The following is a 14,748-nucleotide window of genomic DNA, read 5'->3' as shown; positions in this document are numbered from 1 at the left end:
GGTCATGGGGATGTTCGTGGCCGGTTGTCGAAGCACTGGGATCAGCGGCGGACTTCAGCGATCTGGACTGGACGTCCTTCTCGGCGGGAGAGTTCGCAGGCTTCGGCGACGTAGAAGGCCTCGAGGGCATCTGTTGGGGGGCAGGGGTTTTCGATGTTGCCGTTGATTACGGAGACGAAGGCTATTAGTTCGTCGGTGTAGGCGTTGCGGAAGCGGTCCATGAAGCCGGGGTAGGCGGGGTAGGGGGAGGCGGGGTAGTCGGGTTCGACTGAGGTTAGGGGGGAGCGGTCGTCTAGGCCGACTATGGCGTTGCCTTTGGAGCCGAGGGCTTCGAGGCGGACGTCGTAGCCTGCTCCGTTGTAGCGGGTCAGGGAGATGGTGGCGAGGGTGTTGTTGGCTAGGTGTAACAGGACTGCGGCGGTGTCTACGTCGCCTGATTCGGTGAAGATGGGGTCGCCCTGGTTGGTGCCGGTGGCGTAGACCTCGACTATTTCTTGGCCGGTTAGCCAGCGGATTATGTCGAAGTCGTGGACGCCGCAGTCGCGGAAGATGCCGCCGGAGTGGGGGATGTAGTCGGCGGGGGGTGGGGTGGGGTCGAGGGTGGTGGCGCGGAGGGTGTGGAGCCAGCCGAGGGAGCCGGAGTGGATGGCTTTGCGGGCGGCTCGGTAGCCGGCGTCGAAGCGGCGTTGGAAGCCGATTTGTACTGGGACTGTGGTGTTTTGGAGGTGGTCGAGGACGGCCAGGGTGCCTTCGATGTTGGCGGCTACTGGCTTTTCGCAGAAGACGGGGATGCCTGTGTCTACCGCTCTGGTGATCAGCTCGGGGTGGGAGGCGGTGGCGGTGGTGATGATCATGCCGTCGAGGTCGGCGGCGAAGAGAGCGTCGAGGTCGGGGGCGAACTCCAGGCCGAGTTTGGTGGCGGTGGTGCGGGCTCGGTCGGGGTCGGCGTCGGCGACGATGACGTTGGCTACGTTGGGGAGGTTTTTGAGGGTTTCGGCGTGGGAGGTGCCGATGCGGCCGGTGCCTGCGAGGCCGAGGGTGACGGCTTTGTGGGATGTCATCGACTATTTCCTCCTGGTGAAATCTCGACGTGCGGTGGGGAAACTGCCTGGGGCAGGGAGAGTTTCAGTTGATGGGGGTGCTGGTCGTCGCGCGGACGACGAGGGAAGGCTGGAGGCGGCGACGGACCGGGTCGGTGCGGCCGGCGCGTAGGCGTTCGACGAGGGCTTCGACGGCGAGGCGGCCCATTTGGACGCGCGGCTGGTCGATGGTGGTCAGGGAGACGTGGCGCAGGGCGGCCAGGGAGGTGTTGTCGTAGCCGACGATGGAGACGTCGTCGGGGACGCGTAGACCGGCCTCTTCCAGCGCGGACATGGCGCCGACGGCGTTGAAGTCGTTGCCGCAGACCAAGGCGGTGGGGAAGTTGTCGCGGGAGAAGAGGTTCAGCAGCTTCTGGACGGCGGCTATGCCTGCGGAGTCGGTGTGTTCGCTCGGGATGACCATCGGCTCGAGGCCGTGGCGTTCCATTGCGGTGCGGTAACCCTTGCGTCGGGGAGCCGCGGTGAACGCGGTGCCGCCGTCGAGGTGCACGATGCGCCGATGGCCAAGGGAGGCAAGGTGATCCACGGCCAAACCGGCACCGACCTCGCCGTCGTCGTTGACGGTGTCGACGTCGGCGATGGTGGAGCTGCGGGACACCAGGACCAGCGGAGCCTGTTGTGCCGCATCGCGAATGGCGGCGGCGGGCAGGATGGGGGAGAGCAGGATGATGCCGCCGGGTCGGAAGGCGAGCAGGCTCTCCAGGGCGGTGTGTTCGCGAGCGGCACTGCGGCGGCCGGTGTTGAGGATGAGCTCGAGGCCGGATTCCTGTGCGGCGCTGTCCATTCCCTCGACTACGTCGGCGAAGAAGGCGTTGCGCAGGTCGGAGACCATGACTCCGACGATGTTCGAGGTTCGGCTGGCCAGCGAGCGGGCCATGATGTGCGGCTGGTAGCCGAGGTCTTTGGCGGCCTCGAGTACGGCTCGGCGGCGATGATCGCTCACCTTCGGTGAGTTGCGCATGACGAGCGAGACGAGGGCGCGGGAGACGCCGGCGCGTTCGGCGACGTCTTCCATGGTCGGTCGCGCCATGCCGCCTCCGTTCCGCGTTCGATGATCCGTGCAGTGTCGGACGTTACAAGGTTGTCGCGCGCTAATCAATAGAGCGCTCTAATCCGACTTTCTTCTCATCGGAGTTCCCGGCGTTTCCGCTGGAAATCCAGATATTACCTGGTAGTAGCGATATTCTGGCCAACGGTGCGCCTCTTGACACACTATGACCCACGTTACATAGTTGGAGCGCTCCAACCGTGTGGAGCGCTCCAACTCGACATCGAAGGTCGGAGAAGTCCTGATGACCGAACCGCTCTACCCGCTGCGCATCGCGGCCGCCCCCATCTCCTGGGGAGTGTGCGAAGTGCCCGGCTGGGGTCACGTGCTCGACGCGCACACCGTGCTCTCGGAAATGGCCGCGCTCGGCCTGTCCGCGACCGAACTCGGCCCGCCCGGCTATCTCCCGCGTGACCCGGACGAATTGCGCTCGCTGCTCGCGACATTCGGCATCCGCGCGGTCGGTGGGTTCCTGGCGCTGGTGCTGCACGAGGAGCCGGAGAGCGCGCTCGCGGAAGCGAAGGAGAACGCCGCGCTGTTCGCCGCGACGGGCGCCGACGTGCTCGTGCTCGCCGCCGCGACCGGGCTCGGCGGATACGACGCCCGCCCGCAGCTCAGCGCGGACGAATGGCGCACGCTCATCGGCACTTCCGCCGCCATCCGCGACCTCGCGGCCGAGCAGGGCCTGCGCACGGTGCTGCATCCGCACGTCGGCACACACGTGGAGACCGAACTCGAAGTCGAACGCTTCCTGGCCGATTCGGACCTCGACATCTGTCTCGACACCGGCCACCTGCTGATCGGCGGCACCGACCCGGTGCTGCTGGCACAGCGACACGCCGGCCGAATCGGGCACATTCACCTGAAGGACGTCCGCAGCGCGATCGCCGACGAAGTACGCGGCGGCGCACTGGAATACAGCGAGGCCGTGCGCCGCGGGCTGTATGCCCCGCTGGGCGACGGTGACGTCGACGTCACCGCTCTGGTACACAGCATGCAGGCCGCCGGATACGACGGCTGGTACGTGATGGAGCAGGACACGGCCCTGCGGCCCACCGACTCGGCGGAGCTGCCGAGCCGAGACACCGAACGCAGCCTGCGCCACCTGGCGGCGCTCGCGACTTCCGCCGCACGAATCTAGTTGGGAAGTGATGACAACGATGTCTCTTCGAGTACGCCGCGGGTGGCAGCGATCGCGCCGCCTGGTGCCGTGGCTGGCCGCCGCCGCGGTGCTCGCCGCGTGTAGCGGGCCGGGCGCCGACGTGCCCGCGCCGACCAATTCCCCTGTCGCAGCGGGCAAATTGCACTCCGTCGCGGTGGTCACACACGGCAGCCCCGGCGACGCGTTCTGGAACGTCGTCAAGAACGGCGCGGAGGCGGCGGGCAAAGACCTCGGCGTCCGGGTCGAATACAACTCGGCGGGTGATCCGGGCCAGCAGGCGAAGCTCATCGACAACGCGGTCGCGCAGGGTGTCGACGGGCTCGTCGTCTCGATGGCCAACCCCGATGCGCTGCGGCCCTCGATCGAAAAGGCCAGGGCTGCGGGCATTCCGGTGGTGACGATCAACTCGGGTGAGAGCGAGAGCGCCAAATACGGCGCCATCGGCCATGTGGGACAAAGCGAGTCGCTGGCGGGACAGGCGGCGGGCAAGCGCCTCGCCGACGCGAAGAAGACCACGCTGCTCTGCGTGATCCACGAGGCGGGCAATATCGGCGCCAACCAGCGTTGCGAGGGCGCGACCAAGGCCTTCGGCAACGGCACGACGCTGCAGGTGGATATCAACAACCCGACCGACGCGCAGTCCCGCATCAAGGGCGCGCTGGAGGCGGACAAGTCCATCGACGCTGTGCTGACGCTGAATTCGCAGGTCGCCGCCCGCGCAGTGGACGGGGTGAAGGAGGCGCAGTCCGGCGCGACGGTCGCGACGTTCGACCTCAATCCCGATGTGGTCGAGGCCATCCGGGCGGGCAAGCTGCTGTTCGCCGTCGACCAGCAGCAGTACGAGCAGGGCTATCTGCCCGTGGTGCTGTTGCAGGCCTACCGGACGAACCTGAACACGGTCGGTGGTGGCACACCGGTACAGACGGGTCCGGCCTTCGTCGACAAGAACAATGTCGATGCCGTCGCCGCGCTCGTGGCACAGGGTACGCGCTGAGGAGTATGAAATGACTGTTGCCACAAAGACATCCGAAGCCAGTCCGGCCGCCGAACCGAAGGGCCCGACGCTGACGCAGCGGCTGGTCGTCCGGCCGGAGATCGGTGCCGCCCTCGGCGCGCTACTCGTGTTCGTGTTCTTCTCGATCATCACCGATCGTTTCCTGAGTCCGCTCGGCGTCGCGACCTGGCTGGACGACTCGTCCACGCTCGGCATCATGGCGGTTGCGGTGGCGCTGTTGATGATCGGCGGCGAGTTCGACCTGTCGGCCGGTGTGATGACGGCGTCGACCGCGCTGGTCACCGCACTGCTCGCGGTGCACGCGGGCTGGAACGTCTGGTTCGCGCTGCTGGCCTCGCTGGTGCTCGCACTGCTCGTCGGCGCGTTCAACGGATGGCTGGTGATGCGTACGGGATTGCCGAGTTTCATCGTCACGCTGGGCACTTTTCTTGCACTGCAGGGCCTGAACCTCGGCGTGACCCGAATGGTCACCGGAACCGTTCAGGTGTCGGGGATTCGGAGCGCGGACGGCTACAACTCGGCGGGCTGGGTGTTCGCCTCGACGCTCAACATCGGTGACGCCCGCATCCAAGCGTCGGTCATCTGGTGGATCGTGCTGACCGTGCTCGCCTCGATCGTGTTGGTGCGCACTAGGTTCGGCAACTGGATCTTCGCGGTCGGCGGCGCGCTGCAGAATGCGCGAGCTGTCGGCGTTCCGGCGAATCGGACGAAGATCGTGCTCTTCATGACCACGGCGTTCGCCGGTTGGGTCGTCGGCTCCTGCAGCATCCTGCGCTTCGCCAGTGTGCAGGCGAATCAGGGTGTGGGGCTGGAACTGCACTACATCATCGCCGCGGTCGTCGGCGGCTGCCTGTTGACCGGTGGTTTCGGCTCGGCGATCGGTGCCGCGATCGGCGCCCTCATCTTCGGCATGGCCCGTCAGGGAATTGTGTTCGCGCGCTGGGACAGTGACTGGTTCATGCTGTTCCTCGGCGCGCTGCTGCTGGCGGCGGTGCTGGTCAACAACAGATTCCAGAAGCGAGCCGAGAGGGTACGCCGATGAGCACAGCATCGCCAAGCGAGGGCCGGGAGCCGGGTGGGTCGATTCCGCTGATCGAGGCTGTCGGTATCGGTAAGAGTTACGGCGGCGTCGTCGCGCTGGAGGACGTGTCCACCGTGGTGAACGCGGGGCAGGTCACCTGCATCCTCGGCGACAACGGCGCGGGCAAGTCGACGCTCATCAAGATCCTGGCGGGCGTGCACCAGCACGACCGCGGCGAGTTGCGGATCGACGGGCAGCCGGTTCGATTGTCTTCGCCGCGTGCGGCTTTGGATCACGGTATCGCGACCGTCTATCAGGATCTGGCGGTGGTGCCGCTGATGAGCGTCTGGCGCAACTTCGTGCTCGGCTCGGAGCCGACCACCGGCCCGTTCCGACTGCTCGACCGCCGCAAGGGGCGCGAGATCGCCCGACAAGGGTTGGCGGACATGGGCATCGAGATCCGCGATATGGAGCAGCCGGTGGGCACCCTGTCCGGCGGTCAGCGGCAATGTGTCGCCATCGCGCGGGCCGTGCACTACGGCGCCAAGGTGCTGATCCTGGACGAGCCGACCGCCGCGCTCGGCGTGAAGCAGGCCGGGGTGGTGCTGAAATACGTTGTCCAGGCGCGTGATCGCGGGCTCGGCGTCATCCTCATCACGCACAACCCGCACCATGCGTTCCCGGTCGGCGACCGGTTCCTGTTGCTCAAACGCGGCACGGTGCTCGGCTCGTACGAGAAGGACGAGATCGATCTGCCGGAGCTCACGCGGCAGATGGCGGGCGGCGCCGAGCTCGACGCGCTGCAGCACGAATTACAGCGGGTCGTGTCGTGAGTCGCGGGCCGCAGCGGAAGGTGTCGTCGTGACCGGTCTGGAAGCGTTGACGATCGGACGCGTCGGCGTCGATCTCTACCCGCAGCAGAGCGGTGTCGGCCTCGCCGAGGTCGAGTCCTTCGCGAAGTTCTTGGGCGGCACCGCGACCAACGTCGCGGTCGCCGCCGCGCGACTCGGTCGTCGCAGTGCGGTGCTCACGAAGGTGGGGCCGGATGGCTTCGGTGACTATGTGCGAACGGCGTTGGCGGACTTCGGCGTGTCGGCCGACTACGTCGGTACCGCGCCGGATCTCCTGACGCCGGTGGTCTTTTGCGAACTGAAGCCGCCCGCGGATCCGCCGCTGCTGTTCTACCGCGCGCCCCTCGCGCCGGATCTCACCATCGCCGAGGACGAGGTGCCGTGGGACGTGGTGGATTCGATTCCGCTGCTGTGGGTTACCGGCACCGGGGTCAGCGCCGAGCCCGGTCGCAGCACGCAGCGCCGGATCCTGGAACGGCGCGACCGGCGCGGGCACACCGTGCTCGACCTCGACTACCGGCCGATGTTCTGGCCGGATATCGACACCGCCCGCGCCGAGATCGGCTGGATGGTCGACCACGTCAACGTCGTCGTCGGCAACCGCACCGAGGTCCAAGTCGCCGTGGGGACAGCGGATCCCGACGAGGCCGCCGACCGGCTGCTGGCGCGCGGCGTCCGGCTCGCGGTGATCAAGCGCGGGGCCGAGGGCGTGCTGGTCGCCACCGAATACGAACGCTGGACGGTGCCGCCGTGCCGCGTCGAGGTGGTCTGCGGGCTCGGCGCGGGCGATGGCTTCGGCGGCGCGCTGATCCACGGCCTGCTCTCGGACTGGGACCCACATCGCATCGCGACCTACGCGAATGCCGCTGGGGCCCTTGTCGCGTCGCGGTTGGCGTGCGCGGATGCCATGCCGACGAACTCGGAGATCGAGGAACTGCTGTGCCGCTGACGTGGCCGGCCATCACTGAACTGGAGGAACTACGGTGCATTTGACCGACGAACGCTGGCGTGAGCTGCTGCGCGTCCGCGCGACGGACCCGGCGGCGGTCGAGCGGGCATATGCGAAGCGGGTCCGGCGGCCGAACCTGTTGGCGGACAAGGACACCCTGTTCCTGATCGCCGCGGACCACCCGGCTCGCGGCGCCCTCGGCGTCGGCTCGGACCTGACCGCCATGGCGGACCGGCGCACGCTGCTGGAACGGCTGCTGATCGCGCTGGCCCACCCGGACGTCGACGGCGTGCTCGGCTCCCCGGACGTGGTCGAGGAACTGCTGCTGTTGGACGCCCTGGACGACAAGGTCGTCATCGGCTCCATGAACCGCGGCGGACTGGCCGGCGCGGAGTGGGAGATCGATGATCGCTTCACCGGATACGACGCCGACTCGCTCGCCAGATTCCGCCTCGACGGCGGCAAAATGCTGCTCCGCCTTGTCGATTCGGACGCAGGCACGGTGCCGACGCTGCAGGCTTGCGCGCAGGCCGTCTCCGAACTCGCGGCCAACGGCCTCATGGCGATGGTCGAGCCCCTGCCATACCATCGCAACGAATCCGGCGCCCTGGTCATGAGCAAGGACGCGGCAGCACTGGCCCGCGCCATCACGGTAGCCTCCGGCCTCGGCGTCACCTCCGCCTACACCTGGCTGAAGATCCCTGCCCCGGAAGATATCTCGGTCCTTGATGCCACCACCCTGCCGGTCGTCGTCCTCGGCGGTGCCCCCTCCGGCGACCAGGTCGCCGACATCGCCTACTGGGACGGCGCCCTCGGCCACGACGTAGTCCGTGGCTTGGTCGTCGGCCGAACCCTCCTCTACCCACCCGACGGCGACGTCGGCACCGCAGTCGATGCCGCCGCCAAGATGCTGAGGGAGGCCCGATGAATCGCGTCCACCTCCCACCCCCTGTCCCCGGGCGCGACTACACGTCGTTCCTGCTGACCGCCGCGCACAGATCATCGTCGCGCGCACGAAGTCGCCAGCGATTCCATGCGCGGCGCACGATGATGTGCGCGCCGAGTACCCCCGTCGGCGTGCGGCACGTCGAGCGCCGAGGCCGACCAACTGTCGCCGCGCGGCGTGGACGACGGCTGCGTGCGAATCATCTTGGCGCGCCAGGAATTGCTGGCGGTTTCGTGCGCACGGCGCGATTTCGTGGGCTGCGGTCGGCCGCTACGGGCGCGGTGGCCGCCAAGGCGCTGACGGAGGTCCGATGAGTCGCAGCCAGCTAGTGCACGTCGGTGGTGGCCGCCCGCGCACGAATCGTCAAAGCGCGCATGGAATTGCTGGCAGTTGTGTGCGCGTGGTGCGAATTCGTGCGCTGCAGCTGGCCGGCGCAGGTGTGGTGGCCAAGATTCGGAAAGAGCCCCGGTGAGTTACATCCGCCTGTCAATAGTCGACTGCGCGCTGTTCCTCGCCAGCGATGCGCTCGGATTGTCGTCGCGCGCATGTCGTCGCCAGCTAATCCGTGCGCGGCGCAACATCATGCGCGCGCCACGTCCCCGCGGCGAACGGCCACGCGCACCGCGGGTGAGCCGACCCGTCACCGTGCGGCGTGGTGGGCGACTGCTGCGCGCGAATCATCTTGGCGCGCACGGAATTGTTAGCAATTGTGTACGCGAGGTGCGAATTCGTGCGCTGCGGCGGGTCGGTGCGCGATCGGTGCTCAGCATGCGGACGGTTGCCACCACTGGAGACTGGGGATTGCGATGAAACTGCATCGGCCGGCTGGCTTGCTGAGTGAGGGGCGCGATTCGATCTACCTGACTCCGGAGGATGCTGGGTGGACCTATACGGGCTTGCGGGTGCTGAACCTGCGCGCAGGTGAAGCCCGGCAGCTCGAGACCGGTGAGTTCGAGGCGTTCGTTCTTCCCCTGGCTGGGGCCTGCACTGTGCGCGTCGATGGCATGACGTTCGAATTGTCCGGTCGGGACTCGGTTTTCACCCGGGTGACGGACTTCGCCTACGTTCCGCGTGACGCTCAGGTCGAGGTGCTAGCCGAAGGTGATCTCGAGCTCGCGCTGCCGATGGCGCGTTGCATGAACCGCCTGGAACCGAAATATGGCCCGGCCGAACAGGTTCCGGTCGATATTCGCGGCGCGGGACAGGCCACCCGTCAGGTCACCAACTTCGGTGTCCCCGGCATCTGGGACCACGCCGACAAGCTCAACGCCTGCGAGCTGATCACGCCGGACGGCAACTGGTCCTCCTACCCACCGCACAAGCATGATGAAGCGACCGACTGCGAGGTCGTCAACGAGGAGATCTACTACTTCCGCATCGCAGGTCGGGACGGGATTACTCCGTCACGTGACGGATTCGGAATGCATCGGACCTACACCGCGGACGGCACCCTCGACGAAAACGTCGCCGTGCGGGACGGCGATGTTTTCCTGGTCCCGCACGGCTATCACGGACCGTGCATCGCCGCACCGGGCTACCCGATGTACTACCTCAATGTGCTCGCGGGTCCCGCCCCGCAGCGCTCGATGGCCTTCTGCGATGACCCGGCACACACCTGGGTGCGCGGCAGTTGGGATGACGAACCTGTCGATCCGCGCTGCCCGGTCACCAACCACAAAGGACGGCTCGGATGAAACTGACTGCGGCACAGGCGCTGGTGGCGTGGCTGGTCGCCCAGCGCTCGGAGACCCTCGACGGCCGCGAAGTGCCCTTGTTCCCCGCCGTTTTCGGCATCTTCGGACACGGCAACGTGCTCGGCCTGGGCACCGCCCTGCAGGAGCGGCGGGACGAGATCCCGGTCTGGCGCGGGCACACCGAGCAAGGCATGGCCCTGGCCGCCGTCGGCTACGCCAAGGCGACCCATCGACGGCAGATCGGCGTGGCGACCTCATCGATCGGCCCCGGTGCGCTGAACATGGTGACCGCCACGGGCGTCGCGCACGCGAATCGTCTTCCGCTGCTGCTGCTTCCGGGCGACACCTTCACCACCCGCGCACCCGATCCGGTGCTGCAACAGGTCGAGCACTTCGGCGACGCGACCGCCACCGTCAACGACGCCTTCCGCGCGGTGAGCCGCTACTTCGATCGAATCACCCGCCCCGAGCAGCTGATTTCCACGCTGCCCCAGGCGGTCCGGGTGCTCACGGACCCCGCCGAGGCCGGCCCGGTCACCCTCGCCCTGCCGCAAGACGTCCAGGCCGAGACCTACGACTTCCCCGACGCCCTGTTCGCCCCGGTCGTCCATCGCATCCTGCGCCCCCGCGCCGACGAGCGTTCGCTGACCGACGCCGCCGCGGCACTGCGCAACTCGGCGCGCCCGCTGCTGGTGCTCGGCGGCGGTGTCCGCTACTCGGGCGCGGCCGCCACCGTCCTCGAATTCGCTGAGCGCCATGGCATTCCGATCGTCGAGACGACAGCGGGCCGCACCCTCGTGCCCCACGACCATCCGCTCTACGCCGGTCCGCTCGGCGTCACCGGGTCGACCTCGGCCAACGTCCTGGCCGGCGAAGCCGACCTGGTTCTCGCGGTCGGTACCCGGCTGCAGGACTTCACCACCGCCTCGTGGACCGTCTTCGCGCCGGCTGTCCGCTTCGTCACCATCAACGCCGCACGGTTCGACGCCGTCAAACACGGTGCCCTCGCAATAGTCGGCGACGCCGACGCATCGGTCCGTGACCTGGCAGAACGCACCCAGGAATATCACGTCGACCCCGAATGGACCGCACGCGCCGCCGCCCAGCGCGGCACTTGGGACGCCCATATCGACAAGCTGCGCGCCCACACCCCGGGCATCCCCAGTTACGCCCAAGTGGTCGGCATCGTCAACGAACTCAGCGAACCGAACGACTACGTCATGACCGCCTCGGGCGGCATGCCCGGCGAACTCGTCGGCGGTTGGCGCGCGTCCGGCGGCGCACCGACGATGGACGTCGAATACGGATTCTCTTGCATGGGTTACGAACTCGCCGGAGCCTGGGGCGCGGCGATGGCGCACACCGACGGCGTGGTCACCACCATGCTCGGCGACGGCTCCTACCTGATGCTGAACTCCGAACTGTTCTCCGCGGCCTTCGCGGGCCACCCGTTCGTCGCGGTCGTCTGCGACAACGACGGCTACGCGGTGATCGCCCGTCTTCAGGAGGGCCAAGGCGGCGCACCGTTCAACAACTTCTACGCCGACTGTCGCAGCGAACACGACGATCCGCCGCGAGTGGACTTCGCCGCACACGCCCGCGCGCTGGGCTGCGCCGCCTTCACCGCCGCTGACCTCGACGAATTCCGCGCCGCCTACGCCGAAGCGCGAGAATCCGCAGTTCGGGAGTCCCGCCCGGCCGTGCTGGTGATCCGCACCCAGCCATCGTCCTGGACCGAGGCCGGTGCCTGGTGGGAGGTCGGTGTCCCCGAGCATCTGCCCGGCCGCGCCGCCCACAACGCCGCGAAGCCACGCCAGGTGCGTTACCTGCGGCCGTAACCAGAAGACTCGATGTGGGGGCTGCACGACGCGACAGAAAGTCGTAGGATGACTTAGCGGCGCCTTAGTGCGCTGGTAGCGATGGCCTTTGCGGCACAAGATAACTGGGACGTGGCCGAGCATCGGCACCACTGGCGTCGAGAAGGGGAAGGCCTGTGCGGACCGAGGCGAGCAGAGCGGGCCGGTGACTCTCAACCGGGTCGACCATACGGAGCTCGCGCTGTGGGCGGCGGCGTGTGCCGAGCACGTGCTGCCGCTTTTCGAGCGCGCGCACCCCGATGATCCGCGACCGGCGGCGGCGATCGAGGCCGCCCGGGCGTGGGTGCGCGGCGACCTGACGATGCCCGAGGCGCGCAAGGCCGCGTTCGCCGCGCACGACGCCGCCCGCGAGACCGACGGCGCTGCCGGTTTCGTCGCGCGGTCGGCCGGGCACGCGGCGGCCACCGCTCATGTGGCGGGCCACGCGGTGCACGCGGCGAACTATGCGGTGCAGGCGGTACAGGCGGATTCGTCGGAGGGGGACGACGAACGAGCCTGGCAACAAGCTCAGGTACCTGAACGTCTCTTTCGGGTGGTTTTCCCGGATCGGGGCCTGTCAGAGCATGGGAGGTGACGGCAACAATCCCTCGTCAGCGTTGTTTTGCTCACAGTTGACCGAGGAAGATGTGGAGAAATTCGTCGGATCATGGCATCGTTGATCACGAGACCAGGCCATTCCATTTGGCAGAATCTGGCTCGTCTACAGAAAGTATGAAATGGCTCAGGGCATTGTGAAGTGGTTCAACAGCGAGAAGGGCTTCGGCTTCATCGCGCAAGACGGCGGAGGCCCCGACGTCTTCGTGCATTACTCGGCCGTTAGCGGCGCGGGTTTCCGGTCCCTCGATGAGGGGCAGCGCGTGGAGTTCGAGATCGGCCAGGGCCAGAAGGGCCCGCAGGCGCAGGACGTTCGCGTCCTCTGATCTGATCGCTCCTAAGCTTTTGAAAGGCCCCACACCGGCATGGTGCGGGGCCTTTCCCCGTTTCGGGGGAGTGCTTACGCCCTGGTGAACGTCACATGGGTGACCGCGGGCGAGCGGACCACCGAGCTGACCGCGTAACCGGGCAGTGCGCCGAGGTCGTCGTAGAGGCGTTCGCCGGCGCCGAGCAGGATCGGCACGACGGCCAGGTGCAGCTCGTCGACCAAACCGGCCTGCAGGAACTGGCGCACCACCGATGAGCCGCCACCCAAACGCACATCCTTGCCGTCCGCGGCCTTGAACGCCCGCCGCAGCACCTCGTCCGGGGTCTCGTCGACGAAGTGGAATGTGGTCCCGCCCGCCATTGGCAGCGACGGCCGCGGGTGATGCGTCAGCACGAACGTGTCGTGGTGGTACGGCGGGTTGTCACCCCACCAGCCCTTCCATTCCTCGTCCTGCCACGCGCCGCGAATCGGGCCGAACATGTTGCGGCCCATGATGGTTGCGCCGACGCCGACATCACCCGCCTTGACGAAGTCATCGTCGATACCGGTTTCGCCGCCCGCGCTGCCGGACCAGTCGTTCCCGGTTCGAGTGGCGAAGACCCACTCGTGCAGGCGCATGCCGCCTTCGCCGATCGGATTGTCGGGGCCTTGGTTCGGTCCGGCGACGTAGCCGTCCAACGAGATGGCCAGATTGCGTACCAGGAGCTTCGCCATTGTGCTGTCTTTCTCTCTACTGCTTGCAGTTTGCAATCGCTTTCGTAGAGGTTAAGACATTCTGGTTGTATATTGCAAGCAGAAGTTCGGATCGGTTTCGCGGCGAAGGAGCGGTGGATGCGCGAAGAGGGACGCTCGGGCTGCCCGATCAACGCGGCGATCGAGGTGATCGGCGATCGGTGGACCATGCTGGTGCTGCGCGACGTGATGTTCGGCAACCGGCGCTATTTCCGCGAGCTGCTCGCCCGATCGGACGAGGGCATCGCCTCGAACATCCTGTCCGATCGGCTGAAGCGGCTGGTCGCGGCGGGCCTGCTGAGTCGCGAGGACAGCAGGCCCGGTCAGAAGGCGGAGTACCGGCTGACCGAGCCCGCCATCGAGTTGGTGCCGGTGATGGCGCAGCTCGGTGCGTGGGGGCTGCGGCACCGGCCGACCACCAAGCAGTTGCGCGTGCGGGCCGAGCTGCTGGAGGAGGGCGGACCCGAACTGTGGGCGGAGTTCATGGACGAGCTGCGCGAGTCCCACCTCGGGATCCCTCGTCCGGACCCGGACCGGCCGACCGCGACACGTCGGCTGGAGCAGGCGTACCTGGCGGCCGTCGCCGAAGCGTAAGGGACACGCGCGGTTACGACCCCGCAGTGGCCTCGGCGCGGAAGAACTCCGCGGTGAGGGTTCGGGCCCGGTCGAGGTCCGGATCCACAGTTTTCGGGAAAGCCGCTGCGGCCAAGTCGAATTCGGACTCGATGAACGCGACGATCGGCACCGGTACTGTCCCGGTGCCCATTTCGCGGGTCCGCGACTTGAGCTCGGTCAACTCCGCCACTGCCGCAACAAGATCGGCGGGCAGGTCGCACTCGGCCAGCAGCGTCGGCAGGTGCATCGGCGCGACCGCCGCGCCGGGGTGCTCGCGCAGCCAGCGCAACGCCATGGCCGGGCGCAACGAATAGAACACCTTCTTCAGTGATCGGTTGCGGTCGAACAACTCCCACTGCTTGGCGCCGAGATGCAGGTAGTGCCTGGCCACCCGGTTGCGGTCGGCGACCTCGGCGGCCAAGGCGCGCAGGTCGTCGCGGAACCGGCTGTCGCCCCGGTACACGATCGGCGACATCAGCCATTCGATCAGCACGGCGTTGCCCGCGACCAGCAGTCGCAGCGCCTTGGCCAGGTCCCAGCCGTTCACGTCGAGCAGGCCGGACAGCGGCGTTTCGAGCACGTCGCGGGTGGGCCAGGGCGACAGGTAGGTATCCAGGTTCGCGACATAGACGAACCGGCAGTCGTAATCGGAATCCGGCGACGGGAAACCCCAGGCCCGGCTGCCGCTTTCGATGGCGAGCCGGATCGAGACGCGGTGCTCGCGCTCGACCCGTGCCAGCTCGACGTCGATGGACCCGACCACCGTCGGGTCCATCGAAGCGGGGATCGCGCGTAGGGCCATGCCGTTGATGCTAG

15 protein-coding genes are annotated in these 14,748 nt (G+C 67.5%); 11 read left to right on the top strand and 4 right to left on the bottom strand.

All coding sequences use genetic code 11. The features are described from left to right. Positions 1 to 41: 41 nt before the first annotated feature. Complete coding sequence (locus ACFWF1_RS10225) at positions 42 to 1,061, bottom strand: Gfo/Idh/MocA family oxidoreductase (RefSeq protein WP_379284840.1); 1,020 nt, start codon at positions 1,059 to 1,061, stop codon at positions 42 to 44. A gap of 64 nt (positions 1,062 to 1,125) precedes the next feature. Further along, on the bottom strand, positions 1,126 to 2,130 hold the full coding sequence (locus ACFWF1_RS10220) for a LacI family DNA-binding transcriptional regulator (RefSeq protein ID WP_379284839.1): 1,005 nt from the start codon (positions 2,128 to 2,130) through the stop codon (positions 1,126 to 1,128). Positions 2,131 to 2,392: 262 nt separating this feature from the next. Between ACFWF1_RS10220 and ACFWF1_RS10215 the strand changes: the two genes are divergently transcribed. From ACFWF1_RS10215 to ACFWF1_RS10170, 10 genes are all read left to right on the top strand, one after another. After that, positions 2,393 to 3,289 (top strand): TIM barrel protein, encoded by an 897-nt coding sequence (locus ACFWF1_RS10215; RefSeq protein ID WP_379284838.1) that lies wholly within the window; start codon positions 2,393 to 2,395, stop codon positions 3,287 to 3,289. A 19-nt stretch (positions 3,290 to 3,308) separates the two neighbouring features. Beyond that, positions 3,309 to 4,304 (top strand): sugar ABC transporter substrate-binding protein, encoded by a 996-nt coding sequence (locus tag ACFWF1_RS10210; RefSeq protein WP_379284837.1) that lies wholly within the window; start codon positions 3,309 to 3,311, stop codon positions 4,302 to 4,304. A gap of 10 nt (positions 4,305 to 4,314) precedes the next feature. After that, complete coding sequence (locus tag ACFWF1_RS10205) at positions 4,315 to 5,367, top strand: ABC transporter permease (RefSeq protein WP_379284836.1); 1,053 nt, start codon at positions 4,315 to 4,317, stop codon at positions 5,365 to 5,367. Continuing rightward, positions 5,364 to 6,179, top strand: coding sequence for an ATP-binding cassette domain-containing protein (locus tag ACFWF1_RS10200; RefSeq protein WP_379284835.1), 816 nt, complete (start codon positions 5,364 to 5,366; stop codon positions 6,177 to 6,179). The genes ACFWF1_RS10205 and ACFWF1_RS10200 overlap by 4 nt, the downstream gene beginning before the upstream one ends. 28 nt (positions 6,180 to 6,207) lie before the next feature. Then, positions 6,208 to 7,146, top strand: coding sequence for a 5-dehydro-2-deoxygluconokinase (gene iolC, locus ACFWF1_RS10195; protein ID WP_379284834.1), 939 nt, complete (start codon positions 6,208 to 6,210; stop codon positions 7,144 to 7,146). A 34-nt stretch (positions 7,147 to 7,180) separates the two neighbouring features. Next, the gene (locus tag ACFWF1_RS10190) at positions 7,181 to 8,074 is read left to right on the top strand and encodes an aldolase (RefSeq protein ID WP_379284833.1); all 894 of its coding nucleotides are present in this window, start codon (positions 7,181 to 7,183) and stop codon (positions 8,072 to 8,074) included. 824 nt (positions 8,075 to 8,898) lie between these two features. Then, the gene (gene iolB, locus ACFWF1_RS10185; protein ID WP_379284832.1) at positions 8,899 to 9,786 is read left to right on the top strand and encodes a 5-deoxy-glucuronate isomerase; all 888 of its coding nucleotides are present in this window, start codon (positions 8,899 to 8,901) and stop codon (positions 9,784 to 9,786) included. Next, complete coding sequence (gene iolD / locus ACFWF1_RS10180; protein WP_379284831.1) at positions 9,783 to 11,624, top strand: 3D-(3,5/4)-trihydroxycyclohexane-1,2-dione acylhydrolase (decyclizing); 1,842 nt, start codon at positions 9,783 to 9,785, stop codon at positions 11,622 to 11,624. The genes iolB and iolD overlap by 4 nt, the downstream gene beginning before the upstream one ends. A gap of 184 nt (positions 11,625 to 11,808) precedes the next feature. Beyond that, a complete protein-coding gene (locus ACFWF1_RS10175; RefSeq protein ID WP_379284830.1) occupies positions 11,809 to 12,237 on the top strand; it encodes a putative immunity protein in 429 nt (142 codons plus the stop codon). Positions 12,238 to 12,379: 142 nt separating this feature from the next. Beyond that, entirely contained in the window at positions 12,380 to 12,583 is a 204-nt protein-coding gene (locus ACFWF1_RS10170; RefSeq protein ID WP_054814460.1) for a cold-shock protein, read from the top strand. Positions 12,584 to 12,657: 74 nt separating this feature from the next. Here the strand turns inward: ACFWF1_RS10170 and ACFWF1_RS10165 are convergent, their stop codons facing one another. Next, positions 12,658 to 13,299, bottom strand: coding sequence for a dihydrofolate reductase family protein (locus ACFWF1_RS10165; protein WP_379284829.1), 642 nt, complete (start codon positions 13,297 to 13,299; stop codon positions 12,658 to 12,660). A 117-nt stretch (positions 13,300 to 13,416) separates the two neighbouring features. Between ACFWF1_RS10165 and ACFWF1_RS10160 the strand changes: the two genes are divergently transcribed. After that, a complete protein-coding gene (locus tag ACFWF1_RS10160) occupies positions 13,417 to 13,911 on the top strand; it encodes a winged helix-turn-helix transcriptional regulator (RefSeq protein ID WP_379284828.1) in 495 nt (164 codons plus the stop codon). A 13-nt stretch (positions 13,912 to 13,924) separates the two neighbouring features. Here the strand turns inward: ACFWF1_RS10160 and ACFWF1_RS10155 are convergent, their stop codons facing one another. Then, positions 13,925 to 14,734 carry a DNA polymerase beta superfamily protein gene (locus ACFWF1_RS10155; protein ID WP_379284827.1) on the bottom strand — a complete coding sequence of 270 codons (810 nt, stop codon included), beginning with the start codon at positions 14,732 to 14,734 and terminating at the stop codon, positions 13,925 to 13,927. Between the last annotated feature and the right edge of the window lie 14 nt (positions 14,735 to 14,748).

The organism is Nocardia sp. NPDC060255, from assembly GCF_042727395.1.
GTDB lineage: Bacteria > Actinomycetota > Actinomycetes > Mycobacteriales > Mycobacteriaceae > Nocardia.
This window is presented reverse-complemented; position numbering and strand designations above follow the sequence as displayed.

Bases quoted from the DNA above. Each gene is read 5' to 3' on its own strand.
- iolB (WP_379284832.1), top strand. From the start codon at position 8,899: ATGAAACTGCATCGGCCGGCTGGCTTGCTGAGTGAGGGGCGCGATTCG.
- ACFWF1_RS10160 (WP_379284828.1), top strand. From the start codon at position 13,417: ATGCGCGAAGAGGGACGCTCGGGCTGCCCGATCAACGCGGCGATCGAG.
- iolD (WP_379284831.1), top strand. From the start codon at position 9,783: ATGAAACTGACTGCGGCACAGGCGCTGGTGGCGTGGCTGGTCGCCCAG.
- ACFWF1_RS10205 (WP_379284836.1), top strand. From the start codon at position 4,315: ATGACTGTTGCCACAAAGACATCCGAAGCCAGTCCGGCCGCCGAACCG.
- ACFWF1_RS10215 (WP_379284838.1), top strand. From the start codon at position 2,393: ATGACCGAACCGCTCTACCCGCTGCGCATCGCGGCCGCCCCCATCTCC.
- ACFWF1_RS10210 (WP_379284837.1), top strand. From the start codon at position 3,309: ATGTCTCTTCGAGTACGCCGCGGGTGGCAGCGATCGCGCCGCCTGGTG.
- ACFWF1_RS10225 (WP_379284840.1), bottom strand. From the start codon at position 1,061: ATGACATCCCACAAAGCCGTCACCCTCGGCCTCGCAGGCACCGGCCGC.
- ACFWF1_RS10155 (WP_379284827.1), bottom strand. From the start codon at position 14,734: ATGGCCCTACGCGCGATCCCCGCTTCGATGGACCCGACGGTGGTCGGG.
- ACFWF1_RS10220 (WP_379284839.1), bottom strand. From the start codon at position 2,130: ATGGCGCGACCGACCATGGAAGACGTCGCCGAACGCGCCGGCGTCTCC.
- ACFWF1_RS10170 (WP_054814460.1), top strand. From the start codon at position 12,380: ATGGCTCAGGGCATTGTGAAGTGGTTCAACAGCGAGAAGGGCTTCGGC.
- ACFWF1_RS10200 (WP_379284835.1), top strand. From the start codon at position 5,364: ATGAGCACAGCATCGCCAAGCGAGGGCCGGGAGCCGGGTGGGTCGATT.
- ACFWF1_RS10165 (WP_379284829.1), bottom strand. From the start codon at position 13,299: ATGGCGAAGCTCCTGGTACGCAATCTGGCCATCTCGTTGGACGGCTAC.